Source organism: Brasilonema sennae CENA114, from assembly GCF_006968745.1.
Lineage (GTDB): Bacteria > Cyanobacteriota > Cyanobacteriia > Cyanobacteriales > Nostocaceae > Brasilonema > Brasilonema sennae.
The window spans coordinates 2,421,568-2,447,352 of the sequence record NZ_CP030118.1 but is presented as its reverse complement, the minus strand read 5'-3'; the positions used below and the strand labels follow the sequence as shown (position 1 = coordinate 2,447,352).

The following is a 25,785-nucleotide window of genomic DNA, read 5'->3' as shown; positions in this document are numbered from 1 at the left end:
GTGGAGCAGCAGGATATAAATGGAAATCCTACGTATAGTAGTGACGGGAGGTATGGGTGCGGGGAAGACGACCTTGATTCGCACAATCAGTGATATAGAGGTGGTAGACACTGAACAAAAAGCGACAGATGAAGTTGGACTACTGAAGAAAACGACCACAGTCGCTTTGGATTTTGGGCGGCTGACTATAGGACTGAATCAATCACTACACCTGTATGGCACACCAGGACAAAGTAGATTTGACTATATGTGGGAGATTTTGATTGCAAAAGCCCACGCTTACATTTTGCTAGTAGCAGCTCACCGTCCGCAGCATTTCCGTTATGGTCGCAAGCAACTCAACTTTATGAATCAACGGGTGCAAATTCCTTATGTGATTGGGCTGACTCATACTGATTGCCCGGATGCATGGGAAGCCCAAGATGTGGCGATCGCCTTGGGATTGGATGATGAGAAAACTCGACCACCAATAATTACAGTCAATGCTACCGAGTCCACTTCGGTCAAACAAGCTTTGATTGCACTCGTCGAAGAATTTGCCAATTACTACCACAATACCACTGGATAGCTGGCGCTTTTATCGTAAATGAAAGGGGGGTTCCCCCCTTTCCCCTTAACCTTTTCCCCTTAACCTTTTCCCCGACAACTGCCACGAAGTTTATTGTATGGGTTGTACCTTAAGGTGGCATTTTCAGCATATCATCAAATTTTTTACGTAATTATCCTGAATATATTTCATTTTTAATGTTATTTTAAACAAAGATATCAGGCAGCAAATAACCAACTGACCAATAGCTTCAGAAGCTATGCAGATAGGCATAAAATCTTGGGAGCTAAATGGAGTTTGAGTATTAGACGTTCCAGCAGCGAGCTAAACACAAACCCGTAAGCAAGATGCCAAACGAGTGTTTGTTGAGCGCTAGACATGCACAGGAGTTTCCATCGTAGAGACTAGCTCTGCCGTTGGGTTAATAAATAGCCCGCAAAGGACAGGTATTTTCTGGCACGTCGATAAACGAAAGCATCTATCTACAAATTTTGTACAAATGTTTCTTTCTCTATAAGCGATAACCGTATGATGACAACTTCCAATACTCTCAGACCACAGCTAGGAGATTTCGTCAATGTGATGGACTACAAAGCTTTGCTGGATGGCATAGAAGATAACTTAGGTTCCAAAGCTGCAGCAGTCATCATTGGTGCTGCGGGTCGTACCTACGGTAAGAAAATTGCCACAAAACTTGGGGCTTCAATGGAATCAAATGATCTTCCAACTATACTGAAGCGCCTAAACACAAGTTTAGGTGTCGAAGGAACACGACTCTGTCTTATCGAAGAAGTATCTCAACAAGAAAACTTTATTAGGGTAAAGGTGACCGAGCCAGTTGAAATGTCTGGTGAGAATTCAGGTTCCATCCGTTTATGCCCATTTACCCTAGGTATACTGGGTGGCTTTATCGATCAGGTTATGCAAAAACGCCACCAAGCTCGACAAGTTCCTGTTGGCGATCAAATAAATTTTCAAACAGAGTTCGAGTTCACGGCTCTTTGAAATCAACCTCAGTCAACGCTTGCGGGTTAAAGCGATTGAATTGATACTTTGAGGCAGTAGCTTCGATGTTTTTGAATTCACCGCATACATTTAGAGGATGATCATAAATACAGCAAATGCAGTCATCCTCTTACCCAAATTCTGTTGACACACATAGAATTTGCCTGCAAGTTTATTACAGGGGTTTTCTTTAGGGTGGACAAAATCCTGTAATGCAAGTAGTCAAATAGAAAACTGAATTAGCAACCAAAATCCACAGGGAACCCAAATCAAAGCAAAAGAGGAGTGTAGCATGGCAATTAACACAGCAAAACTTAGCAGCATTCTGCAAAATTTTGTCACCGCAACAAGTGATGTCCAAGGTGCAGTGCTTGTTTCTCCAGATGGTCTAACTTTGTCGTCAAGCTTACCAGGCGGGATGGACGAAGAGCGGGTATCAGCAATGGCTGCGGCAATGATATCTCTTGGTGAGCGCATTGGGAGTGAGTTAAGCAGAGGCAATATAGAGCGGATTTATGTTGAAGGTGACAAGGGTTTTGGAATTCTCAATGGCTGCGGCGAGGACGCTGTACTACTAGTTTTAGCAAGTGATAGTGCCAAACAGGGATTGCTCTTGCTAGAAATCAAGCGTGTTCTTACAGAATTGAGGAAGGCTATGATGTACTAATTCTGCGTTAAAAGTTCTCAAGCCCTAAAAAGCTAGGTCTGACTTTATCAACAAGACCTAGCTTATTTATTAAACCTTATCAGCATAACTCTCCTTACGAAACACAGGGGTGTAAGGGTGTAGGGGAAAAGAGTATTTTTTCCATTCGTAGCGGCTGGCGCGCCGCCCGTGGGGCGCTACTAAGTAAAACTAATATGATATTTACTGGTAATTTAGCAGAATTTCCCTTGCCAAGTATTTTTCAATTGCTAGAGCAAGGAAACAACACAGGATTACTCACAATTCGTACCTTAGCTGCTGATGTAACTGCTTTTAAGCCTGTTTATTACATCTGGCTGTATCAAGGTCGGATTGTCGCTGCTGCTGATCGTCTAGATGAAAAAGGCTTGCTTTCAATGATCGCTCAACGGGGCTGGGTAAGCCAGGACGTTGCTTTAAGAATGGCTCAGATCTGTCGGGCTAACACGCCGATAGGTTTATGCCTCAAGTTCCAAGGACTACTGCAAGCCGAACAACTGAAACTACTATTTCGTATCCAAGTTGTGGAACAAGTGTCTGTTTTGTTTGAACTCAAAGATGGTCAGTTTGAATTTGACGCTGAAGCTGATTTACCCGACTCAGAGATGACAGGCATAAGTATACCAGCAACTGAGATTACACTTATCGGTTTGCGATTGCTGCAAGATTGGAGTGTATTAGCCCAACAACTGCCTGAGTTAAGTCTAATCCTGTCAAATAAGAATATTACTCAGCCGACATTACAGTTAGACTCTCTGGAATTGCAAGTTTGGCAGTTGGCGAATGGCACTATTTCCTTGGGGGAAATTGCTAATCAACTTGAGCTTGCTGTAGAAAAAGTACAGCAAATTGCCTTTCGACTCCTAAGAAGTGATTTAGTAGAAGAAGTTTTCCTAACTAGTGCTTCAAGGAACGAAGTCACACAAACGACTTTTGTAGCAGAAAATTTACTCGGGTCAATTGTGGACTCTTCCAGGCAAATTGACAACACGCAGCCGTTAAATCACATAGTAGCACAAACGACTCCTGTAGCAGAAAATTTACCAGAGTCAATTGTGGACTCTTCCAGGCAAATTGATAACACGCAGCCGTTAAGTGACATAGTAACACAAACGACTTCTGTAGCAGAAAATTTACCAGAGTCAGTAGTAGACTCTTCGAGCCAAACAAACGTCTTTCAGTCGTTTCTCAAAAAGTTAGGTCGTTGGCTGCGTCTGATTCGGTCGTTTTTCCAAGGATTATTTAGTTTTGATCGAAGCAAAACTTAGTACGATAAATCATAAAAAACACACTAATGACTGATGACTAATAACTTCGATTTCCCCCTAGCTTTTTATGAAACAGAACTAGGGAACAGTTTGATGAGCGAAGGATGAGTTTATTTTTTGTTAATTTTTTGTAAAGATTTATTGTGAATATATTAAGTAATAAATACTAGTATCAATTAAGTATATTTTTTGGGATGATCAGTAATTACCCAACTATAAATAGAGAAAGAAATTGAGTAGTTCTGCATCCACACTAAAATATTGGATTGAAGTTGCAAGGGTGCAGGGGTGCACAGGCACAAGGAACAAGGAAAACAGACTCATCAACTGATTAATTTTTAGCTAAGAAATTAGACTAGACGCGCTAGCAGATAAAATTTGGTTTTTGTTGATACTAGGAGAATCATCACATGACTTTACAACCACAAGCCTTTTCGTCTTTAATGGAAAGAGGTGTTGAGCTGACAGATGAGGACAAAGCTGTACTAAAATCTGAGGCAAAGCTACGTCCAACCCTTGGAGATTTCAATAGTATTGTCTGTTTTAAGTCGGCAGTTATCGGAATAGAAAAAACTTTGGGTGAAAAGGCAGCTGCGATCGCCTTAACTACAGCTGGGCGTCATCGCGGCAAAGATCTTGCACAAGAATTATGTTTCTCAGGATCATCCTGCTCTTTTGACGATATTGGCTACAAACTCGAAACAGCTTTAGGTAAAGACGGAACTTGCTTGTGCATCATTAATAACATCATAAGAGAAGACGATGTTATTCATGTTTACACTTCAGAAACCTTTTGTTCAGCGGGCGAGCCTCAAGGTTCCGAGCGTCAATGTACTTACACGCTCGGTGTTGTTTGGGGATTTATAGAGCAAGTTCTCGGTAAGCGCTTGCAAGGTAAACACACGGAATCAGTGCTTCGTGGTGGTGATTACGATGTGTTTAAGTTTACTTTTTTATGAGAGCTAAGAAGACTCACAGAATTTTTTCAAGCGCTTGTAATACAACGGGACGGACAGTTTCTCCCGCAGGGAAACCCTACTGAGATAAGATTTACTTTATAAATGATCTCTGAGTAGGTTGGCACTAATTTTAGCGAAGTATATAACGTTTTGTCAGGGGAAAGGGAAAAGGTTAAAGGTTTTCCCTGCCCCTTTACCGATTGCAATTTGACCTACTCCCCGGCATAAATGCGTGGGGATTCTTAAAAGATGTTACAACGCAGGCTCAAAAGCCGTGCTTTTCCACCTTTGTTCCTGTTTCTTAGACTCTTAACTAGACTGTTGCCAATCCCCGTCAGACCCTCCGGGTTCGCCAGTCGCCTGCACCAGGGTTACCCTACCAAGAGCGCTGGTCTCACCGTCTGCGCAGGCAATTTAGCTTAAGGTCTACGATGCGTCCCACCGCAGACTCCGGTACAGTCCAAAGACTACGTTTCTACCCTCGGAGTCCAGTTATGGATATCCTGTATGGGTCGCCACCCAGTACCTTCAGGAATTATAACAAACAAACAACAGGTTAAAACCTGTTGTGTCGAGCTTCATCCCCGAATTAAAAGGCAGGGGTTCTCGCTCTCCCATTTGCAGCCTGATAGTTCTGTTTATTTACACCCATCTATAGGAGTGCGGTTTGATTTGGTGAGACCAGTGCTTGATGAGGGTTTCCCTCACTTGGCATCTGGTGAGTGAGGGCGCTCTTGGTAGGGTAACCCTGGTGCCGGCGACGGGCGTGCGTTCTGCGCAGACCTGAAGGGTGAACTAACAAAGTCCGGACGCTTAACAGAGAACGCTTAACAGGTGAGACCGGCCCCCGTCTTGGTGAGTCCACTTGCCGTCTTGGTGAACCAGCACTGCGGGAGGGTTTCCCTCCGCAGGTGACTGTTGAACCCCGTAGGGGCGGTTCCCGTCACGTTCGCGAGTGCGTCTGGTGTAGGAGTTTGGCAAAGTGGCGAACCCGTTAGCGTCCCTTGCGCGTGTCCCCTTGGGACTCAGCGTGCCCGCAGGGCATAGGGCGGTCTCCGTCACATTCGCGTAGCGTCTCCGTAAGAGATTGGGGGACGGGCGTTCCCGAAGGGCTTCGCCTACAGCGTCAGCCCTTCGGGAAGAAGCACTCAAAGTGTACCTAGCTTCCTCAAAAATATGCGGAAGAGTCCTATACTTAATTAATACTATTGTAGGTAAAGCTTAACTATAATAGCCACACCTGTAAAAAGTACTAAAACACCCTCACTCACAATGGAAAGAGTTATGATTTACGTTTCCATGCTACAAGACGAACTGCAAAACTTTGTCTCAAGCAGCACTGGGGTTCAGGGTGCAATATTGTTAAGCCCTGATGGCTTAGCTTTGGCTTCTGTATTACCTACAGGAATGGATGAAGGGCGTACTGCTGCCATGTCTGCATCTATGCTCTCGTTAGGCGAACAAATAGGACGCGAACTTGCTCGCGGAAATATTGACCGTATCTTCGTTGAAGGTGAGAAAGGCTATGGCGTGTTGGTTAGCTGTGGTGATGCAATTTTATTGGTTCTCGCTAATGCCTCTATTAAGCAAGGCTTATTATTTCTAGAAATTAAACGGGCTGTTGTTAAAATAAGATCCCTAATGGGTTAAAGTTCACTCGCTGAGTCCTGAGTCCTGAGTCCCAAAGGGACACGCTCTTGCAACGGGCACGACGGGCTTTGCCCGAACGGACAAGCTGCGCCTTTGCCTCCGGCGTGCGCTCTGCGCATACGCTCAAATTCAAAATTCAAAATATGCCCTCCGGGCACGCTGCTTTGTAAGTCCCAAAGGGACACGCTTACTTTGTATCTCCTGCACAGACGCTCTTGCAACGCTCGATTCGTGCGCTTGCGCTTACGCCTTTGATGTGCGCTTTGCGCATACAAAATTCACGCATTAAAGACACCGGAACAAATCAATGCCAGATTATTAGTGATAATAATATAAAAATGAGTAAAACATGACAAGAATTCTAGGAAAATTTAAGGGTAATTTCTGCCAGACAATAAATTCCACGTAAACTCAACAGATAAAGGAAACGAAAAGATGATATCAAGTGAACAGACTTTTATGACTCAACAAATGAGCCGTTTGCGTCCGGAACTGGGTGATTTTAGCAGCATAATCTTTTTGAAAGCAATCCTTATTGGTATTGAACAAGCTTTGGGTGACAAAACGGCTGCGATCGCGATGATATCTGCTGGTCGTAACCAAGGTAGAATTTTTGCTAGAGACTTAAATTTAGTTGGCAATAAAGCATTTTTGTCTCTTGAACAAATCCAAAATAATATTAATTTGGTTTTAGGTAAAGAGGGAACTCGCTTGTGTCTTATCGACAAGATAGAACAACAAGGAGATATTTACAAAGTCTATGCCAAAGAAACTTTTTGCTCTGCTGGTGAAGTGGAAGGCTCATCACGAACTTGCACTTATACTTTAGGTGTTATTCAAGGTTTTTTGGAAGCTCTTTTGGAGAAGCGTTTGTACGGAAAACAAACTGAGTCTGTTTTGCGTGGTGGTACTCATGATGTATTGGAGTTTTGTAGTATAGCTTAAACATAAGACAGGTAAATAGTAAACTCCGCAAGTTTTTGGTTGAAACCTTGCGGGGTTTTACATGATCATGGGATTAGTCAACTCTCATCAAATCACTGCTGGTGCAGGTTCCCAGAGTTCTCCATATTGCTCCCGTAAAGTCTGCCAAGCCTCTACTTGTCCACGTTCGTATTCTCCTGGTTTACCCCATTGTAGAAACAAACTTAAAGCTGGCTCTTGTTTGTCATCCAAAAACCGAATGGCATAGGTGGTAAAGTTACCTCGCTTGGCTTCACCGGTTTCAAATTTCACCTGCGTAATTTTATCCATATTCAAGTGAAATTCAAAACCTTCGTTGTGCATGTTGGCGTACTTACCTTTTGGGAGTTCTGCATAAAACAGCTTTTCCACTCTACCGCGTGCTTCCAAAACAGCGGCGCTGCTTGTGACAATCAGACGTAGTGTTCCCAGAGTTTCGCAAGCTTCCAAAAATTCTTTTAGTGTTTTAGTCATGTGTGATTCGTCATTTGTCATTTGTCATTTTTTCATGACTCGGGACTATTTTTCATGTTGTTCGTATGCAGCGACTATACGCTGAACAAGAGGATGGCGGACAACATCTTTTTGAGAAAATTCGCAAAAGGCTATGCCTTCAACGTGTTTTAGAATTTGTATAGCTACCGTTAATCCAGATTGTTGGTTGGCTGGTAAGTCGGTTTGTGTGATGTCACCTGTAATCACCATACGGGAACGGAAACCCAAACGAGTCAAAACCATTTTTATTTGAGCTGGTGTGGTGTTTTGAGCTTCATCAACAATCACAAAAGCGTTGTTAAGAGTCCGTCCCCGCATGTACGCTAAAGGAGCAACTTCAATAACGCCTCTTTCCATCAATGACGGGACTTTTTCTGGATCAATAAATTCATTGATCGCATCGTAGAGTGGACGCAAATAGGGATTGACTTTCTGCTGCAAGTCTCCTGGTAAAAAACCAAGTCTTTCGCCAGCTTCGACAGCTGGACGAGTGAGAATGAGCCGTTCAAATTGGTTCGCCAGAAGTGCTTGTACAGCAACGACGACTGCAAGGAAAGTCTTTCCTGTACCGGCTGGACCTGTACAAAAAGTTAAATCCCGTTTGCGTAGCGCTTCGATATACTGTCGTTGTCGGAAGGTTTTGGCACGGACTTCCTCACTTTTACGCGTTTTAGCAATGATATCGCGCTGTAAATCTAGCAGTTCCCCTTCACGATGAGTGTCCAAGGCTTGGCGAGCTGTTAATATATCTGTACTAGAAATATTGTTGCCTTTGCTCCAAAGGTCTTCAAGCGATCGCACTAATCGATTTGCCAAGTCAACTTGCTTTTCGGTGCCAGAAATATGCAGTTCTTGTCCCCGCAGAACTATATTGGCTCCTGTTTGTCCTGCCAAAGTTTTGAGATTTTCTTCCCCTTCTCCTGCTAGTGCGATCGCACTTGGAAGATTCGGCAGTTCAATCGTTAAGGCACCTGCCATCATAAATTCATCATTCAAAATTAGAAAAATACTTCACAGACTTTAGTTGAACTAAACAATTTTGTTGTTTTGTTGATGTTAAGAACATTTGCCTTGAAATTACATTTTATTAGGAAAAGTAGAGGCGCATAAAATCGCTGCTCTACTTTGCCGAATATTTGCTCTACAACAACTTTCAGACTTTAAGGTAAATAGCTAGCTGGCATTAGTTAACCGCCATCATCAAAGATAGAACTTTGATTTAGAAGCGACCACCTTTGCGTGCGGCTTCCGCTTTGCGCTTACGGCGCATACTGGGATTTTCGTATCTTTCTCGGCGCTTGACCTCGGATAAAATTCCGGCTTTTTGAATTTTCTTTTTAAAGCGCCTTAATGCTGAGTCAATCGACTCATCTTCACCCAAACGGACTTCAGCCACTCCCTGGTTTCACCTCCTTACAGAGATTCTCTAAGTATCATCTAAAAACATAGTCAACCGCTGTTTTTTCTGTTCTGACTTCTGTGTGAGCGCTTTACTTAGTTTACGAGTGTTACACTCAACCGAGTAAGCGTAAGATGTAGGAATCATACTCGGCGCTTACACAAAACCCTTGACGGCTTTGGGATAGACCGAATCTACTTTGTTTGCAACTGCGCCAAACTAAGCTATTGCTAACCGGGCTTTTTTTTCATGCTAGCTTTTCCACTACGAACGCACTTCGGTACAAACTGTGACTTGAATTTCCTAAGTCGATAAAAGCTGCAGTTCCATAAATACTCAGTGCTAGAATTTACTTATCATGTTTTTGTTACGGACTTGGTGTTAAACCTAGTGGGAGCGTATTCTGGCAATAGGTTTATCTTGTCCGTCTCCACGTTTTTCTCTGGGTTTTGGTGGCGGTAATCGTTCTTCCTTTTCTTCTTCAAAAGATGAGCCATCCCGATTACCAGCACTGCTGCCATAGATATCCAGGTATACTGAGTGTCCAGCTGTTTGAGCTGCTGCAGTAATCACAGTGCGAATTGCTTGAATATTACGTCCACCTCGACCAAATACTTTTCCCTTATCTGAGCTTTCAAAGGCAATGCGAATCCAAGCATGGTTGCGGGTATTAGACATTTCACAATCGACGCTCAAAGACTCAGGAGAATCTAAAAACGGTTGCATTAGAAACCGTACCAGTCCAACGTAGTCTGGACTGGTTGTGGGGGATTTTGTTCCGATTTTAAGTTGAGGCTTTTGCACTGACCTGTTCAAAGACATTGGCTTTTTGCAGGATGTGACGTACGGTATCAGTCGGTTGAGCGCCTTGTTGTAGTCGCTTGACGATGCCGGGAACATCCAGTCGTACTTCATCAGTTCTGGGGTTATAAAAACCCAGTTCTTCCAACGGACGACCATCGCGGCGAGCGAGGTTGTTGATTGCGATGATGCGGTAACTTGGTTCTCGTTTTTTACCGTATCGCTTCAGGCGCAGTTTAATCATGGTTAAGAAATCGTTCTCCTGTTTCTAGGAATCTGTTTGCAGTTAGTTTATTGGGAACTTAGATGAGCGTGAAGTTTCCGGAACACAGTTCCAAAGGGAATGTTATTGCTGTTGAAAGCTGTCCCATTGGGTAGGCAGTTTAACTTCTGGTGCTAAAATGCCCATTTTAGCACTTGCCAAGTGTTAGGTGTTAGTCGCTGTTTGTTATTTGTGAATTGCGACTAACCACCCATGAGTGGCTAAAGCGTACCGAAGCCTTTCTTCTTTTTGTCTTTCTTCTGCTTCTTTTTCGAGCCAGCGCCGCTATTGTAACCCCGCCAACCAGGGGCAGCTGGGCTGTTACCAGCAGCCGGACCACCCATTCCACCAAACATTCCTGGCATACCAGCGAACTGCCCTTGACCCATTTGCTGCATCATATTGCGCATTCTTTGGAAGTCACTGACCAGTTTACTAACATCTGTCTCTTTATAACCTGCTCCACTCGCAATGCGTCGCCGTCTACTAGGAGAACTTGCCAACAAATCGGGGTTCTGGCGCTCTTGACGCGTCATGGAATTAATCATCGCTTCACAGCGCTTAAGCTGGGTTTCTCCATGCTTAAGTTGGTCATCTGTTAGCTTGTTCATCCCAGGGATGAGCTTAATTATACCACCCAGTGAACCCATGTTCTTGAGTAGGCGCATTTGCTTGAGAAAATCGGTAAAGTCGAAGTTCGCTGACAGGATTTTCTCCTGCATTTTCTCAGCATCAGCAAGGTCAATTTCTTCCTGAGCCTTTTCTACCAAGGTCAGAACATCGCCCATGCCCAAAATGCGCGATGCCATACGGTCAGGATAAAACGGTTGTAAAGCTTCAACCTTTTCACCCACACCGACAAACTTAATGGGTGCTCCTGAAATATGCCGCACAGAAAGTGCTGCCCCACCCCGGCTATCACCATCCAACTTGGTAAGAATTGCACCAGTAATCCCAATTTTTTCGTGGAAAGTACGGGTAAGATTGGCGGCTTCTTGACCCGTCATGGAGTCTACCACCAAAAGAGTTTCATCGGGTTGGACAGTTTCTTTGATGCGGGCTAATTCCGCCATCATGTCTTGATCAATTTGTAAGCGACCAGCAGTATCAATAATGACTGTGTCAACCCCTTCTGCTTTGGCGCGTTCCACGCCCTGCCGTGCAATCTCAACTGGATCAGCATCAGATCCTAGTTCAAACACTGGCACGTCAATTTGCTTACCTAGTGTGATCAATTGGTCAATAGCCGCTGGACGATACACGTCCGTCGCGACCATTAAGCAGCTGCGTTCTAACTTACGTAGATGCAAGGCTAACTTGGCAGTAGCAGTCGTTTTACCAGTACCCTGCAACCCTGCCATCAGAACAACTGTGGGAGAGTGATCAGCTTGTGCTAAAGGAACATTCTCTTGCCCCATTACCTGCACTAGTTCATCGTGGACAATCTTGATGAACTGTTGGTCAGGTCGGACGCCAGTAATAACTTCCGCTCCCAGCGCCTTGGTTTCAACTTCGGTGACAAAATCTTTAACTACCTGAAGATTAACATCCGCTTCTAACAGCGCACGACGCACTTCGCGCAAAGCGTCTTGAATATTCGATTGGGAGATTTTGTCCTGACCCCGGAGTTTCTTCCAGGCACCTTCTAAACGGTCAGCTAATGCTTCAAACATAATCAGTTAAGTTACAGGTAGTTAGTCAGCAGAGTTTTTTGCCATATATACAGCTTAGTGTTTTTTCAGTTCGACTGTATTGGAATATAGTCACAAGGGAACACGGAACAGTTATCAGTTATCAAATAACTGATAACTGATAACTGATAACAGGGAAGAAGGGAAAAAAGTGTTTTTTCATTCGTTGCTGGCGTGTCATCCCGCCCCTTAGGCGCTGACAACCAACGGTGAGTGAATTTGACCCAGCAGCACTTCTTGACGCGCTCCGGTTGCGGTTGGTAAGTTGCCAGGAGTACCCATAAAGCGCCAGTATGCCAAAACTGCAAAGGCTATTGCTTCTTTGAAATCAGCACTCAAGCCAACTTCATCTGTGGTAACAACTGGCACAGGTTCCAATAGTACCTGTAACCGACGCTTGAGATAGAGATTGCGACTACCTCCGCCACACAATAGCAACCGCTGTGGCATTTGTGGTAAAAAAGTCCGGTAACTGTGAACAATTGAAGCTACAGTGAGTTCCGTAAGCGTCGCCAGCAAGTCGGCTGGACTGAGTTGGTAGGCTTGGGCGTCTTGTAAACATTGATGCAGGTAATCAACACCAAATAATTCTCGACCTGTGGATTTGGGTGGTGGTAGATAAAAGTAATCTTGGCTTAGCCAGTGCTCTACTAAGGGAGAACAGGGAGTACCACTCGCTGCCCAAGAGCCATTTTCATCATAAGTTTTCGCACCATCCGTTAAATGCTCTACCGCCAAATCCAAAAGACTATTTCCTGGTCCTGTGTCCCAGGCGCGAATTTTTTCTAGCCAGTTGTCACGACGAACTGGAATATAAGCAACGTTACCAATGCCCCCAATATTTTGAATACAACGTGCTTCTTGAGGATGACTGAGCAAAGCCGCATCGATACGTGGTACAAGGGGCGCACCATGACCACCAGCAGCAATATCTGCTACACGAAAGTTAGAGACTGTTGTTATACCTGTTTGATTGGCAATTGATTCACCACGCCCAAGTTGCAAGCTATACCCGATTGGTGTGATAGGTTGTGATGGTGGTTTATGATATACTGTTTGACCATGAGAACCAATTAAAGTGGGATTCTCGTGACCAATTTGAATATTTTGTGCAGCTTGGGCAAAAGTACAGGCGATCGCATCATCTAATTCTGCCAATTGAGCCATCGAAATAGCTGCCCCTGCACAAACCGCTAAAATCCGTTCTCTCAAATCTGCTGGATAAGGATATGTTGCACGAGCCACCAACTCAATTTTGATATCCAAGTCTGTACCAGAAATATCTACCAAGGCAGCGTCTATACCATCTACAGACGTGCCACTTATTAAACCAATTACAAGAGTCATTTGATTTTAAACCGCTGATGTTGACTCCCTCTGGGCAGCTTCCCGGAGGATACGCAGATAATTAGCGGTTACCATTTTAAATCAATCAATTGCCGAACGAGTAGGAGTATTACTTTTTTCGGCGGAAATAATATGTAAATCAACATTTTTCAGTAATCGTAGCAATTTATGGGTTAAAGCGCCTTTAAAGAGAATTTGCCAGCGCGATCGCTGACTTGCCCCAATCACAATTTGAGTGATCCGGTATTGTTCAGCAATTTGTGCGATCGCCTTGGCTACATCAGTGCCAGTGGTACGAATGAATGTACCATCAAATTCTTTGCAAAGTTTTTCACAAGTTTCGATGTACAAACTTTCCTCCTTAGTCAGGAAGCGCTCTGGATGAGAAATATATATGGTAAATAGAGGAGCACTCATGTAACTCGCAATTCTTGCTCCTCGACGTAACAGTTGGATTGAGTTGGGATAAGTGGACACGCACACCAAAACTCGTTCATGAATGTTACAGAATTGACCTTGTGGAGTAGAAGCAACGGCATCTTCCTCAACGTTATCTGCGACTTCCCGCAGTGCTAACTCTCGTAAGGCAATCAGGTTACGGCGTTGGAAAAAGTTATCCAGTGATTGTTGAATTTTTTGCGGCGCGTAAATCTTGCCTTCTAACAAGCGTTCTTGCAGTGTTTCTGGTGTAACATCTATTACTACCACCTCATCCGCTTCTTCTAAAATACGGTCAGGAACCCGTTCTCGCACAACCACACCAGTAATCCGTGCTACCAAATCATTGAGACTCTCCAAATGCTGAATATTCATTGTGGAGTAGACATCAATACCTCCTGCCAAAATGATTTCTACGTCTTGGTAGCGTTTTTCTCGTAGGGAATCTGGGACATTTGTATGTGCTAATTCATCAATCAATGCCAGTTGAGGTGAGCGAGCAATGATCGCATTCGTATCCATTTCTGTTAGAGTTAACCCACCGCGAGGAATTTCCTTACGGGGTATCATCTCTAACCCATTTGCCTTTTGGGCTGTTTCTTTGCGTCCGTGGGTTTCTAAAAGCCCAATAACAACATCAATTCCTTCGTCTTTGAGTGCATGAGCTTCTTCTAGCATCCGGTAGGTTTTGCCTACTCCGGGTGCCATACCTATGTAAATTTTATGCTTACCTCGTCTTGCTGGACTTATGCTAGCAGGAAAGGTTGCAGGCATAGCCCCGGCTTGTGCTGTTTGAGTATTATCAAACATCTGGTGGTGTGATAAATCCTGAGAGTATTTAAAAAGTGAAAATCACAAGTCAAGAAACAATGACTAATAACTACTTATCTATTTTGTTGACGGTTAAACTCATCTAAATCCAAAGCATAATTTAATTTTAGAACATTAACTCCTGGCTCACCAAAAATACCTAAAAATCTTCCCTCTGTATACTTATTTATAAAAGGAAGTATCTCATCTGGTCTGAGTTTACGGGCACGAGCCACTCTATCCAACTGCTGCCGTACTGCTTTGATAGAGATATGCGGATCTAAACCTGAACCAGATGTGTAAATTAAATCAGCAGTAGGTTGAATTTCTTCATCTTTCAGTAGATTTGCTTCTTCTACAATTCGCTGTAGCAATTTTGGACTGCTAGGTGCGAGATTGCTAGCTCCAGAGACGCCAGTAGGATTGCCTTGCTTTCCTTGGCTATATCTAATTGTACTAGGGCGACTGTGGAAATACTGGTCAGATCTGAATTGTTGACCAATCAAAGCTGAACCAATGATTTCTCCCTTGATATTTAACACTATGCTCCCTTCAGCTTTGTCTTTAAGAAAGGGAACTTGAGCGACGAAAAGTATAAATAAAGGATAGATAATAGCCGTTAATAACCATAAGATGAAGGTGATGCGAATCGCTTTACTAATTTCTTTATAAATAGACATATCAAACTACAACGCCCTCGAAAATTTACTGTTATGAGTAACAAAATTGTCTAGGAATCCGGTTTTGTTTATGAATTTACTAGTTGAGCTAGGGAACAGGGAACAATTGATCACTGGTAACTGGTAACTGGTAACTGGTAACTGATAAAAGTGTACCTAGTTTCGCAAAAATCAAAGAAGAATCCTATATTACCTAATTAAAAGCGTTCTGGCTGAAAAACGACAATAGACAAATAAATGATAATTGCTAGTGTTACTAATCCCAAAACACCAATTGCCCAACCAGAAAAGCGTTCCAAAGTGCTGTCAGCAGCATACACTATAGGGGCAATCAGCAAATTGAGGCACAGCGCGACAAAAATAGCGAGAGGCAACTTTTGAGAGCGCGATGCTCCTAAAGAGCGATAAGCCAAAGGCTTGACGCTACGCGTATCGCAACCAGACAAAAGAAATCGCCTCAGCCACTTTCCTTAAGAAAAACTTACTGGATAGATGATTTGGTTTGAGTATTTTCCTCTGATTTGTCTGCGCTTGGTGCAACTTATTTTCTAAGCCAATCCCGCCAGAGTAATCAACAAATCAATCAACTTAATTGCGATAAACGGCGCAATCACACCTCCCAAACCATACATAAAAATATTTCGTTGCAAAAGCTGATTAGCCGTCAAAGGTTGAAATTTTACACCTGTTAGTGCCAAAGGAATCAAAGCTGGAATAATCAAAGCATTGTAAATCAAAGCCGACAGTACAGCAGAATTGGTACTCGTTAACTTCATGATATTTAAACTTCCCAAATTAGCTGAGGTAAACAACACTGGGATAATTGCAAAATACTTGGCAATATCATTGGCAATAGAAAACGTCGTCAAAGCACCGCGAGTAATCAGCAGTTGTTTTCCAATAGCAACAATATCAATCAGCTTTGTGGGATCAGAGTCCAAATCCACCATATTGGCTGCTTCTTTTGCTGCCTGGGTACCAGTATTCATTGCTACTCCGACATTTGCTTGCGCTAGTGCGGGTGCATCGTTAGTACCGTCACCCGTCATCGCCACCAGTTTGCCCGCCGCTTGTTCGCGCTTAATCACAGAGATTTTATCTTCTGGGGTGGCTTCGGCAATAAAGTCATCAACTCCAGCTTCCCCCGCAATCACAGACGCAGTTATGCGGTTGTCTCCAGTCAGCATGACGGTACGCACTCCCATTCGCCGCAACTGCTCAAAACGTTCACGGATACCTGGTTTGATAATATCCTTAAGATAAATAACGCCGTAAATTTCACTATCAAGGGCTACTGCTAAGGGTGTTCCTCCCAGTTTTGAAATTTTTTCATATGCTGCATCGAGTACCGGCGTCGGCGTATCTTGTTGATTGCGAGAACGGACAAATCCCTTAATTGCCGACACTGCACCCTTACGCACTTGGCTACCATTGGGTAAGTTTGTGCCACTCATACGAGTTTTTGCTGAAAACTCTATAGCTTCAGCCCTGTTACGGTCAAAATCAATGGTAGCCCCTAATTTTTCTGCCAGTCGAACAATTGATTTCCCTTCTGGTGTATTGTCAAAAATACTTGCTGCTAAAGCAACATTGGCAACTTGCTCTATGGAATACCTGTTGATGGGGATAAACCCTTCTGCCAAACGATTACCAAGAGTGATTGTACCTGTTTTATCAAGCACCAAAGTATTGACATCACCGCAGGCTTCTACTGCTCGTCCTGATGTGGCAATAACGTTAAACTGGGCAACTCGATCCATACCAGCAATGCCGATCGCACTCAGTAATCCCCCAATTGTTGTGGGAATTAAAGCAACTAACAAGGCAACTAATACTACCACACTAATTGGACTTCCAACATAGCTGGCGATCGCAGGCAAAGTCACCACAACAAAAAGAAACACCAAGGTGAGAACCGCTAGTAACACCGTCAAAGCAATCTCATTCGGTGTTTTTGTGCGTTCTGCCCCTTCCACCAAAGCAATCATGCGGTCGATAAACCCCTTGCCTGGATCTACAGTGATACGGATAATAAGTTCATCAGAGAGAATTCGCGTACCGCCAGTTACAGAACTCGCCACATCTGAACCTGTTTCCTTCAGGACTGGTGCAGATTCCCCAGTAATTGCAGACTCATCCACACTAGCGACACCCATAATCACTTCCCCATCAGCGGGGATCACATCACCAGCAGCCACATACACTGTATCGCCTATCCGCAAGCTGGTGGAAGAAACTTCACTAACTGAACCATCAGAGAGAAGTTTTTTGGCAATGGTTTCTGACTTGGTTGTCCTTAAAGCATCAGCTTGCGCTTTACCGCGTCCCTCTGCGACAGCTTCCGCAAAGTTGGCAAATAAAACGGTGAAGAACAAAATTCCTGTAATCAATCCGTTGAAAAGTTGTAGATTCTTGCCTCGAACTGGACCAAACAAATAAGGGTTGATAGTAGCTACTAAAGTGATAATTGTACCAACCCAAACCAAGAACATCACGGGGTTTTTAATCGCGTATTTAGGATTGAGCTTGACAAAAGCATCTTTGATCGCTCTGAGGTAAAGTCCTGTGGTGCTGACTCGCGATTGTTTACCTGCTTGGCGGCGATCGCTTTTGCGAGGAGAATAAGAAGGATTTGTGGTGTCCATGAGAGGGAATTAAAAATTCAAAGTTCAAAATTCAAAGTTCAAAATATCAGGACTTATGCAAGGTAAACGTAGTTGTGTCATTGCGACGTAAGGAAGCAATCTCACAATCTTGTTTTTTCGTAACTCGTGCGTAATACCAAGTTGCATTCATACAGGTAATCTTCTTTTTTCTTCCTTAGCGCTCTTTGGGACGCCAGACGCCTACGGAGGAGCCAGTACTGCGGGAGGGTTTCCCGACAGCCAGGTATCTGGCGTTGGAGAGCCGTCATTCGCGCTGGCTCGTCTTTGTGGTTGGTTTCTGAAATTATTTCTTTGAACGCAACTTAGTATAAGTCCTAAATATGTCCTTACGGATACGCACTTTACAGCGGTTTTCTGTAAGGTGGGCATTGCTCACCCTCCGGGTATCTCCTGCGGAGACGCTACGCGAACGCAGTTCCTATCTCCTCCGGAGACGCTGCGCGAACAACGGGGGGAACCCCCGCAACGGACTGCGAACCAATATCTCAAATGTCTATCACATAAGCTTTTATGAGCAATGCCCAACGCCAGATGCTTCAAGCCGGGAAACCCGTCCAACGCACTGGCTCCCCTACGATTTGTGGTCTATTCATATAAAAACCGCTGTAAAAGATTATTTTATGGGGCTGGCAAGTTTAATACCTTCGGCGATCGGCCCTAAAGCTAAAACGGGGAAGAATGTCAACAGACCTAAAATCAAAATGATTCCAGCTGTAATGGCAGTAAATAATGTAGAGTCAGTTCTGAGGGTGCCTGGAGTTTCGGGTACTGGTAGTTTGCCTGCCATGCTCTGTGCTAAAAGCAAAATGGCAATAATTGGTATGTATCTTCCCATCAGAAGGCTAAAACAAGTACTTAAATTCCACCACAAAGTGCTATTTCCCAATCCCTGCAAGCCAGAACCATTGTTAGCACTAGCTGAAGCGTATTCGTAAATCACTCGGGAGATGTTGTGAAATTCTGGGGATTTCGTATATCCCGGCGGTGGAATGAAAAATGCTAAGGTATTTGGAAAAGCTAAGCTAATGGCACTGGGGAGCAATACAGCAATTGGATGAACCAGCAGCACAACACTGGCAAGGACAATTTCTTTTTTTTCAATTTTGCGTCCTAAAAACTCTGGAGTCCGTCCCACCATCAGTCCTGTGAGAAATACGCTGAGAATTGAATAAATAAATAAGTAAGCGGTTCCAGTTCCTTGTCCGCCCCAAACTATCTGTAAAAACATATTCAATAAGGTAGAAAAAAGTCCTTGAGGCATCAAGGAATCATGCATCCCGTTTACAGAACCAGTCATAGTTCCAGTTGTCGTTATTGCCCACAACGCCGTTTGTGCCCAGCCAAACCTGACTTCCTTCCCCTCTAAATTAGGCAATTCTAATCCCAAGGCATTATCAATAATCGGATTTCCTTGATACTCACCAATCGCTGTGACACCAATCAAAACTCCATAGATGGCAAATACCATCCAATAAAGTAGCCTTGCTTGCTTGGCGTTATTGGCAAAAATGCCATAGGTGTGGATCAACGCCGCTGGTATGCAAATCATGGCAATGATTTCTATGAGGTTAGAAATACTGCTAGGATTTTCATACGGATGAGCAGAATTGGCATTAAAAAAACCACCACCATTCTCTCCCAATTGTTTGATGATTTCAAAAGAAGCAACAGGACCTCTGGCTATATACTGCGTTGCTCCTTCCAATGTTGTCAATTTCAAAGATCCATCTAAGGTTTGTGGTACGCCTAGGGCTAGTAGTGCGATCGCACCTACAATCGAAATTGGCAGCAATATGCGCGTTATGGAACGAGTCAGATCAACATAGAAATTTCCCAGTCGTTTACCTGTCAAACCTCTGATGAACGCAATTCCAACAGCTAACCCAGTTGCGGCTGAAGTAAACATCAAAAAAGTTAAAGCTGCTGTTTGGCTAAAATAACTTAAGGTTGTTTCACCAGAGTAGTGTTGCTGATCGGTGTTTGTCAAAAATGAAATGGTCGTGTGCAGCGTGATGTCCCATTTAGGAGCAGCTAATCCCTGAGGATTCCAAGGTAAGATTTTCTGAAGACATATGAGCACAAACACCATAACACCCATGAGCATGTTGCTGCAAAGTAGTGCTCTGGCATACTGCCAACCCCTCATGTCATCTTCGGTTGATGTATCTGCCAATTTATAAATCATTCCCTCTACAGGTTTCATTATTGAGTCCAGCAGCGTTTTTTGTCCCAAAAACACACGCGCCATGTATCTGCCTAATAGTGGAGTGATTACTATTACAACAATACACAACGTTACCCCAATTTGAAAAAATCCTTGTCCCATTTACCTAGCCAAAATTGTAGATGGATATTGTTAAATTCTTTGCATTTTAAAATTGTTCAGCTATTGATTGATAGCTGAACAATTTTATTCTTTATAAGTTACGAGTTATCAGTTATCAGTAAACAGTAAAAACTGTTCACTGATAACTGTTTGAAAAGTTTACCAATAAAAAAATAATGCGATAGATACACACTTCAAAACCCCTGTTACGTCTGGCTTTATTCATTTTGAATTTTGAATTTTGAATTTTGAATTGGTTTTGTTGTGTCCAACCTTAGCACAACATATTATTTCTTTATTCTTTTTTAAGAGATTTCATATTTATGGCGTTGTCAGCAATTCATTATTTGTCATAACTATTCTATACATGACATCGGTAAAAGCAAGTGTATATAGGGAGCATTCCAAATATTTAAATTCCTGGGAGCATCCCATTCTCGTGTAGAAGCGCAGTTCCCGACGGATGATACTGATGGTATTCTTCCGAAGTCATGGCTTTTGCAAGCTCGCGATCGCTATAATGCTAACCCCCAATATTGGGATGATTTGGCGACGAGTGATATCTGGCGGCTGGGTTTGGATGTGGGGGATGGACAAGATAATCTGGTTATGGAAAGTTTTCTGAGCCAGTATTGTTTACTCGTGTTGTGGGGGAGTGGTAACTCTTACTGTATATATTCGGACAAAATCTATACAGAAGGCATTCTACTCAAAAGCCTTTCGTGGATAAATGTCTGGAATATATGCTATTCCTGATGAAGAACTAGTATGTCTGTGCATCATAGTAATACCACTACTAAGGAAAGCTAGTATGTTTGGTCGCAAACCCTCTGACAATTCGCAGCCAAAAGTTTTCATTAGCTATAGCAGGGAGTCAGATGAACATAACGATCGCATACTGACATTATCGGATCGTCTACGCGATGAGGGGGTTGATAGTCAGATTGACGAGTATGTACAATTTCCACCTGAAGGTTGGCAACGCTGGATGGAGAATCAGGTGGAATGGGCTGATTTTGTGCTTGTAGTTTGCACTGAGACATACAATCGACGATTTCGGGGTAAGGAAGAACCTGGTAAAGGTTTAGGTGTGACATGGGAAGGAGCTATTATCACCCAACAACTTTATGATGCTCAAAGAAGGAATACCAAGTTTATCCCTGTTGTGTTTTCTTCGCAAGACGCAAAGCATATCCCTATAACACTTCGTTCTTACAGGCATTATCTTATCGACGTCACAAAGGAAGGAGAGGAAGGGTATTTAGAACTTTACCGCCTTCTTACAAAGCAACATAGTACTCCAATAACAGAACTTGGCAAACGGCGAGAGTTACCACTTCGTGAACGCCATAAAACCGCAAACCCTCACCAGCCCCTCTAAACTCCGGTGCAAGTTCAGAGGGGCAGAGGGAATTTCAAGCACGAAAGATACCCCAAAATATTCCCCCCAGTAATACAGATAAGTTTATCGGACGATCGCGTGAATTAGAACGCCTCCACCAACAGTTACAACGCAATAATGAAGTCGTCATTGCAGCTGTTGAAGGTATGGGGGGAGTTGGTAAAACAGAATTAGCAATCCAGCATTCACTGCTACATTTACAGTTGCACACTTATCCTGGTGGTATTTGCTGGCTACGCGCAAGAGAAGAAGATATTGGTTTACAGATAATACAATTTGCTCGAACAGATTTGGGCTTGCAGCCGCCAGAAGATTTGGAGTTACCAGAACGAGTACGCTGGTGTTGGCAACATTGGCAGCACAAGGGAGACACGCTTGTGGTTGTGGATGATGTTAAAGATTACAGTCTGATAAAACCATTACTACCACCACAACCATCCCAGTTTAAAGTACTGATAACAACACGACTCAAGTTAGATTTAGCAGGTTCTTTGTTTTTGGAAGTTTTGCAAGAGGATGATGCACTCTTATTATTGACTCAATTGGTTGGGGAACAAAAGGTCACCCAAGAATCCATAAAAGCAAAAGAACTCGTTCAGCGTTTAGGCTACTTACCTCTGGCGTTGCAATTAGTCGGGCGGTATGTAAAAAAACGTAAAATATCCTTGACAGAAATGCTGCGACGCTTAGAGGAAAAAGGGCTAAGGCATCCTTCTTTAGAAGTAAAAGAAAATGATCCCACTTGGACTCTAGATATCAAACGTGGAGTAGCGGCTGCTTTTGAATTGAGTTGGTCCGAATTAAGTGAGTCTGCTCAACAATTAGGCTGTTTACTAAGTTTGTTTGCTTTAGCTGGGATTCCTTGGTTACTGGTGGAACGTGCGGCTGCGGATCTTGATGCAGAAGAACTGGAAGATGCAAGAGTAGAATTAGAAAACTTGCACTTGCTTACGGGCGAAGATACTTATGTGTTACATCAGTTGATTCGAGAGTTTCTGAGAGACAAGCAAAAGAACTTAGCTTCAGGCGACGAGCATAAGTCTAGTTTTTGCCAAGCAATGGTAGAAGTGGCGAAAGAAATTCCTCAAACACCTAATCTGAACGAAATCACTGCTTTAACTCCTGCTATTCCACACTTAGCAGAAGTCGCACAAAATCTGATTGATGCAGTCAGTGATGAAAATTTACCTTGGGTTTTTACTGGCTTGGGTAGATTTTATTCAGGACAGGGTTTGTATGCGTTGGCGAAACCGTGGTTAGAGCAATGTGTATCAGTCGTCCAATCCCGTTTGGGAGAAGAGCATCCGGATGTCGCCACTAGTTACAACAATTTGGCATCACTCTACAAATCCCAAGGACGGTACACTGAAGCAGAACCGTTGTACAAAAAAGCATTGGAACTCAGGCAACGCCTGTTGGGAGATGAGCATCCCTCTGTCGCCACTAGTTACAACAATTTGGCATCACTCTACAAATCCCAAGGGCGGTACACTGAAGCGGAACCATTCTACAAAAAAGCATTGGAACTCAGGCAACGCCTGTTGGGAGATGAGCATCCCGATGTCGCCAGTAGTTACAACAATTTGGCTTATCTCTACAAATCCCAAGGACGGTACTCTGAAGCGGAACCGTTGTACAAAAAAGCTTCGGAACTGTTCCAACGTCTGTTAGGAGAAGAGCATCCGGATGTCGCCACTAGTTACAACAATTTGGCAGGACTCTACGAATCCCAAGGACGGTACACTGAAGCAGAACCGTTGATCAAAAAAGCTTTGGAACTCAGGCAACGTCTCTTAGGAGAAGAGCATCCCTCTGTCGCCACTAGTTACAACGATTTGGCTCTACTCTACGAATCCCAAGGACGGTACACTGAAGCGGAACCGTTGTGCAAAAAAGCTTTGGAACTGCAGCAACGTCTCTTAGGAGAAGAGCATCCCGATGTCGCCACTAGTTACAATAATTTGGCTCTACTCTACGAATCCCAAGGACGGTACACTGAAGCGGAACCGTTGTACAAAAAAGCTTTGGAACTGCAGCAACGTCTCTTAGGAGAAGAGCATCCCGATGTCGCCACTAGTTACAATAATTTGGCTCTACTCTACGAATCCCAAGGACGGTACACTGAAGCGGAACCGTTGTACAAAAAAGCTTTGGAACTGCAGCAACGTCTCTTAGGAGAAGAGCATCCCGATGTCGCCACTAGTTACAATAATTTGGCTCTACTCTACGAATCCCAAGGACGGTACACTGAAGCGGAACCGTTGTACAAAAAAGCTTTGGAACTGCAGCAACGTCTCTTAGGAGAAGAGCATCCCGATGTCGCCACTAGTTACAATAATTTGGCTCTACTCTACGAATCCCAAGGACGGTACACTGAAGCGGAACCGTTGTACAAAAAAGCTTTGGAACTGCAGCAACGTCTCTTAGGAGAAGAGCATCCCGATGTCGCCACTAGTTACAATAATTTGGCTCTACTCTACGAATCCCAAGGACGGTACACTGAAGCGGAACCGTTGTACAAAAAAGCTTTGGAACTGCAGCAACGTCTCTTAGGAGAAGAGCATCCCGATGTCGCCACTAGTTACAATAATTTGGCTCTACTCTACGAATCCCAAGGACGGTTCACTGAAGCGGAACCACTTCTTCTCAAAGCATTGGAAATTGCTGAACACAGTTTAGAGGAAAATCATCCCCACACAATCAGTATCCGTAAAAGTTTAAAATCTTTGCATGATAATCGCTAGTCTTGGTTAGTAAAAGTCGTTTCTTTTGTCGTTCGCCTTTGGCGGTGGTAACAACAAATTCTAAAGAGTGCTTCAAGAATTGGGAGCGATCGCATGACTAATTTAAATGTACAAATTCCTCAGTCTTTGTATAAACAAATAGAAACTTTGGCAACAAGAGAAAATATATCAATTGAACAACTTGTCGCTGTTGCTCTCTCTGCACAAGTTTCGGCTTGGATGACGAAAGATTATTTAGAAGAAAAAGTTCAACGTGGGAGTTGGGAGAAATTTCAACAAGTTTTAAATAAAGTCCCTGATGTAGAACCAGAAGATTATGATAAGTTTGATTAATTTGGTTGTAACTCAGATTATGCTGTGAGTCGGATGCCTTTCCCTGATAAAAATCGGAAGAAATAACTAGTACACTAAGGCGTAAATAAACCACCCATTCCAAATCATAGTTGCAGAAGTCTATCGTCAACAACTCTGGTTGTACGAAAATAAAAAACAGAGTATTGACGCTATAAAACCTGACAATGTGGTCTTATTTGTTGAAAATCAAACAAAATATCTTAACCAGGAATGAACGAGGACTGATTTACTGGTTGATCATCAGTGGATTTGCCATAGTTATAGCGCTGGAATACCTAACGCCGCCTGAGTATGTATTTGGCTACCTCTACACCGGAACGATTTTGTTGGCGAGTTCCCGCCTAAGTCGTACCGCAGTGCTTGGCGTGACGCTAGCGGCTACCGGATTAACGCTGTTGAATTTGTTTATCCCTGGAGTAGAAACGGTTCATCCGCCAACGGTAGCAAATCGGTTAATTGCTGTAATTGCATTGGTTGTAACAGGTTACTTAAGCGAACGTAACCACCGCAATAAGGAAGCTATTGCTTACGCGCAAACACAGTTACGCTCTCAACAACAGCTAGCGCAGATGCGGGAAGATTTTGTTTCTACCTTAACTCATGACTTAAAAACACCCCTACTAGGAGCAATTCAAACGTTGAAATCGTTTGAAGAAGGGCAATTTGGTTCAGTTACACCGATGCAAGAGCGTATCATACAAACAATGACTCGTTCTCACCGCACCACGTTGCAGCTTGTAGAAACTTTGTTGGATGTATACCGCATCGACACTGAAGGGCTGAAACTTCAGCGATCGCCAGTGAATTTAGTCACAGTAGCAGAGGAGGCGATCGCCACCCTAACTGAAATCGCAAGATCACGTCAGATTTGTGTCTGTCTTAATTATGGAGAATCAGATTTTCGCCGCTCATTGTGGGTTAATGGCGATTATTTGCAACTTGGGCGAGTTTTCTCCAATCTTTTAATTAATGGTATTAACCATACTCCCCGTGGTGGAAAAGTGGAAGTCGTGCTGGAGACTTCTGCTATTGATCAAATTGTGAAGATTTCTGACAATGGTTGTGGGATAACACAAGAAGAACTACCTTACCTGTTTGAGAGATTTTATCAAGGACATGGCGATCGCCTGTTTGTAGGTTCAGGGCTAGGATTGTATTTATCTCGCCAAATTATTGAAGCACATGGCGGTATAATTTGGGCAGAGAGTCGTGCAAGCAAAGGGGCAATATTTGGGTTTCGACTGCCTGTGTGTCCGCCACCAGGGGATAAATAGGGCGAGGTATGGCAAGGTT

The 25,785-nt window shown here is 43.5% G+C and carries 24 protein-coding genes; 12 read left to right on the top strand and 12 right to left on the bottom strand.

Going from position 1 to position 25,785, the window contains the following annotated elements; translation table 11 throughout:
* The first annotated feature begins 19 nt into the window (after positions 1-19).
* From DP114_RS10405 to DP114_RS10375, 7 genes are all read left to right on the top strand, one after another.
* Complete coding sequence (locus DP114_RS10405; RefSeq protein ID WP_169266788.1) at positions 20-568, top strand: GTP-binding protein; 549 nt, start codon at positions 20-22, stop codon at positions 566-568.
* A 507-nt stretch (positions 569-1,075) separates the two neighbouring features.
* The gene (locus DP114_RS10400) at positions 1,076-1,552 is read left to right on the top strand and encodes a hypothetical protein (protein WP_246163100.1); all 477 of its coding nucleotides are present in this window, start codon (positions 1,076-1,078) and stop codon (positions 1,550-1,552) included.
* Positions 1,553-1,844: 292 nt separating this feature from the next.
* Positions 1,845-2,219 carry a roadblock/LC7 domain-containing protein gene (locus DP114_RS10395; protein ID WP_169266789.1) on the top strand — a complete coding sequence of 125 codons (375 nt, stop codon included), beginning with the start codon at positions 1,845-1,847 and terminating at the stop codon, positions 2,217-2,219.
* Positions 2,220-2,413: 194 nt separating this feature from the next.
* The gene (locus DP114_RS10390) at positions 2,414-3,505 is read left to right on the top strand and encodes a DUF4388 domain-containing protein (protein WP_171976044.1); all 1,092 of its coding nucleotides are present in this window, start codon (positions 2,414-2,416) and stop codon (positions 3,503-3,505) included.
* A gap of 443 nt (positions 3,506-3,948) precedes the next feature.
* Complete coding sequence (locus tag DP114_RS10385; protein ID WP_171978158.1) at positions 3,949-4,464, top strand: hydrocarbon-binding protein; 516 nt, start codon at positions 3,949-3,951, stop codon at positions 4,462-4,464.
* A 1,227-nt stretch (positions 4,465-5,691) separates the two neighbouring features.
* The gene (locus DP114_RS10380) at positions 5,692-6,114 is read left to right on the top strand and encodes a roadblock/LC7 domain-containing protein (RefSeq protein ID WP_318284514.1); all 423 of its coding nucleotides are present in this window, start codon (positions 5,692-5,694) and stop codon (positions 6,112-6,114) included.
* Between the two features lie 459 nt (positions 6,115-6,573).
* Positions 6,574-7,059, top strand: coding sequence for a hypothetical protein (locus tag DP114_RS10375; protein WP_169266804.1), 486 nt, complete (start codon positions 6,574-6,576; stop codon positions 7,057-7,059).
* Between the two features lie 87 nt (positions 7,060-7,146).
* Here DP114_RS10375 and DP114_RS10370 read toward each other — a convergent pair whose 3' ends face one another.
* From DP114_RS10370 to kdpA, 12 genes are all read right to left on the bottom strand, one after another.
* Positions 7,147-7,551 carry a ChuX/HutX family heme-like substrate-binding protein gene (locus DP114_RS10370; protein WP_171976043.1) on the bottom strand — a complete coding sequence of 135 codons (405 nt, stop codon included), beginning with the start codon at positions 7,549-7,551 and terminating at the stop codon, positions 7,147-7,149.
* 45 nt (positions 7,552-7,596) lie between these two features.
* Positions 7,597-8,550, bottom strand: coding sequence for a PhoH family protein (locus DP114_RS10365; protein WP_171978157.1), 954 nt, complete (start codon positions 8,548-8,550; stop codon positions 7,597-7,599).
* Between the two features lie 241 nt (positions 8,551-8,791).
* Positions 8,792-8,968 carry a 30S ribosomal protein S21 gene (rpsU, locus tag DP114_RS10360; protein ID WP_169266793.1) on the bottom strand — a complete coding sequence of 59 codons (177 nt, stop codon included), beginning with the start codon at positions 8,966-8,968 and terminating at the stop codon, positions 8,792-8,794.
* A 390-nt stretch (positions 8,969-9,358) separates the two neighbouring features.
* The gene (locus DP114_RS10355; protein ID WP_171976042.1) at positions 9,359-9,793 is read right to left on the bottom strand and encodes a KH domain-containing protein; all 435 of its coding nucleotides are present in this window, start codon (positions 9,791-9,793) and stop codon (positions 9,359-9,361) included.
* Positions 9,756-10,016: a 30S ribosomal protein S16 gene (rpsP, locus tag DP114_RS10350; RefSeq protein ID WP_169266795.1), complete on the bottom strand. Its 261-nt coding sequence runs from the start codon at positions 10,014-10,016 to the stop codon at positions 9,756-9,758. Before rpsP ends, DP114_RS10355 begins: the two co-directional genes overlap by 38 nt.
* Before the next feature lie 239 nt (positions 10,017-10,255).
* A complete protein-coding gene (ffh, locus tag DP114_RS10345) occupies positions 10,256-11,707 on the bottom strand; it encodes a signal recognition particle protein (protein WP_171976041.1) in 1,452 nt (483 codons plus the stop codon).
* Between the two features lie 207 nt (positions 11,708-11,914).
* On the bottom strand, positions 11,915-13,072 hold the full coding sequence (locus DP114_RS10340; protein WP_171976040.1) for an anhydro-N-acetylmuramic acid kinase: 1,158 nt from the start codon (positions 13,070-13,072) through the stop codon (positions 11,915-11,917).
* Positions 13,073-13,153: 81 nt separating this feature from the next.
* A complete protein-coding gene (locus tag DP114_RS10335; RefSeq protein WP_171976039.1) occupies positions 13,154-14,320 on the bottom strand; it encodes a sensor histidine kinase KdpD in 1,167 nt (388 codons plus the stop codon).
* A 74-nt stretch (positions 14,321-14,394) separates the two neighbouring features.
* A complete protein-coding gene (gene kdpC, locus DP114_RS10330; protein ID WP_169266798.1) occupies positions 14,395-15,000 on the bottom strand; it encodes a K(+)-transporting ATPase subunit C in 606 nt (201 codons plus the stop codon).
* 197 nt (positions 15,001-15,197) lie between these two features.
* Positions 15,198-15,446: a potassium-transporting ATPase subunit F gene (locus DP114_RS10325; protein ID WP_246163099.1), complete on the bottom strand. Its 249-nt coding sequence runs from the start codon at positions 15,444-15,446 to the stop codon at positions 15,198-15,200.
* 102 nt (positions 15,447-15,548) lie between these two features.
* Complete coding sequence (kdpB, locus tag DP114_RS10320) at positions 15,549-17,645, bottom strand: potassium-transporting ATPase subunit KdpB (RefSeq protein WP_171976038.1); 2,097 nt, start codon at positions 17,643-17,645, stop codon at positions 15,549-15,551.
* Between the two features lie 634 nt (positions 17,646-18,279).
* On the bottom strand, positions 18,280-19,992 hold the full coding sequence (gene kdpA, locus DP114_RS10315) for a potassium-transporting ATPase subunit KdpA (protein WP_171976037.1): 1,713 nt from the start codon (positions 19,990-19,992) through the stop codon (positions 18,280-18,282).
* Between the two features lie 498 nt (positions 19,993-20,490).
* On the opposite strand from kdpA, the gene DP114_RS10310 reads away from it, so the two are divergent.
* The 5 genes from DP114_RS10310 (at position 20,491) to DP114_RS10290 (ending at position 25,766) form a co-directional block, all read left to right on the top strand.
* Positions 20,491-20,748 (top strand): hypothetical protein, encoded by a 258-nt coding sequence (locus tag DP114_RS10310; protein WP_171976036.1) that lies wholly within the window; start codon positions 20,491-20,493, stop codon positions 20,746-20,748.
* 55 nt (positions 20,749-20,803) lie between these two features.
* Entirely contained in the window at positions 20,804-21,373 is a 570-nt protein-coding gene (locus tag DP114_RS10305) for an SEFIR domain-containing protein (protein ID WP_211178628.1), read from the top strand.
* Between the two features lie 86 nt (positions 21,374-21,459).
* Positions 21,460-24,138 carry a tetratricopeptide repeat protein gene (locus tag DP114_RS10300; protein ID WP_171978155.1) on the top strand — a complete coding sequence of 893 codons (2,679 nt, stop codon included), beginning with the start codon at positions 21,460-21,462 and terminating at the stop codon, positions 24,136-24,138.
* A gap of 93 nt (positions 24,139-24,231) precedes the next feature.
* Positions 24,232-24,471, top strand: a complete 240-nt coding sequence (locus DP114_RS10295) for a hypothetical protein (RefSeq protein WP_169263425.1) — start codon at positions 24,232-24,234, stop codon at positions 24,469-24,471.
* Positions 24,472-24,656: 185 nt separating this feature from the next.
* Positions 24,657-25,766 carry a sensor histidine kinase gene (locus tag DP114_RS10290; protein WP_169263426.1) on the top strand — a complete coding sequence of 370 codons (1,110 nt, stop codon included), beginning with the start codon at positions 24,657-24,659 and terminating at the stop codon, positions 25,764-25,766.
* Positions 25,767-25,785 lie beyond the last annotated feature (19 nt).

Bases quoted from the DNA above. Each gene is read 5' to 3' on its own strand.
- DP114_RS10405 (WP_169266788.1), top strand. From the start codon at position 20: ATGGAAATCCTACGTATAGTAGTGACGGGAGGTATGGGTGCGGGGAAG.
- DP114_RS10400 (WP_246163100.1), top strand. From the start codon at position 1,076: ATGATGACAACTTCCAATACTCTCAGACCACAGCTAGGAGATTTCGTC.
- DP114_RS10395 (WP_169266789.1), top strand. From the start codon at position 1,845: ATGGCAATTAACACAGCAAAACTTAGCAGCATTCTGCAAAATTTTGTC.
- DP114_RS10390 (WP_171976044.1), top strand. From the start codon at position 2,414: ATGATATTTACTGGTAATTTAGCAGAATTTCCCTTGCCAAGTATTTTT.
- DP114_RS10385 (WP_171978158.1), top strand. From the start codon at position 3,949: ATGGAAAGAGGTGTTGAGCTGACAGATGAGGACAAAGCTGTACTAAAA.
- DP114_RS10375 (WP_169266804.1), top strand. From the start codon at position 6,574: ATGACTCAACAAATGAGCCGTTTGCGTCCGGAACTGGGTGATTTTAGC.
- DP114_RS10370 (WP_171976043.1), bottom strand. From the start codon at position 7,551: ATGACTAAAACACTAAAAGAATTTTTGGAAGCTTGCGAAACTCTGGGA.
- DP114_RS10365 (WP_171978157.1), bottom strand. From the start codon at position 8,550: ATGGCAGGTGCCTTAACGATTGAACTGCCGAATCTTCCAAGTGCGATC.
- DP114_RS10355 (WP_171976042.1), bottom strand. From the start codon at position 9,793: ATGTCTTTGAACAGGTCAGTGCAAAAGCCTCAACTTAAAATCGGAACA.
- rpsP (WP_169266795.1), bottom strand. From the start codon at position 10,016: ATGATTAAACTGCGCCTGAAGCGATACGGTAAAAAACGAGAACCAAGT.
- ffh (WP_171976041.1), bottom strand. From the start codon at position 11,707: ATGTTTGAAGCATTAGCTGACCGTTTAGAAGGTGCCTGGAAGAAACTC.
- DP114_RS10340 (WP_171976040.1), bottom strand. From the start codon at position 13,072: ATGACTCTTGTAATTGGTTTAATAAGTGGCACGTCTGTAGATGGTATA.
- DP114_RS10335 (WP_171976039.1), bottom strand. From the start codon at position 14,320: ATGTTTGATAATACTCAAACAGCACAAGCCGGGGCTATGCCTGCAACC.
- kdpC (WP_169266798.1), bottom strand. From the start codon at position 15,000: ATGTCTATTTATAAAGAAATTAGTAAAGCGATTCGCATCACCTTCATC.
- kdpB (WP_171976038.1), bottom strand. From the start codon at position 17,645: ATGGACACCACAAATCCTTCTTATTCTCCTCGCAAAAGCGATCGCCGC.
- kdpA (WP_171976037.1), bottom strand. From the start codon at position 19,992: ATGGGACAAGGATTTTTTCAAATTGGGGTAACGTTGTGTATTGTTGTA.
- DP114_RS10305 (WP_211178628.1), top strand. From the start codon at position 20,804: ATGTTTGGTCGCAAACCCTCTGACAATTCGCAGCCAAAAGTTTTCATT.
- DP114_RS10295 (WP_169263425.1), top strand. From the start codon at position 24,232: ATGACTAATTTAAATGTACAAATTCCTCAGTCTTTGTATAAACAAATA.
- DP114_RS10290 (WP_169263426.1), top strand. From the start codon at position 24,657: ATGTGGTCTTATTTGTTGAAAATCAAACAAAATATCTTAACCAGGAAT.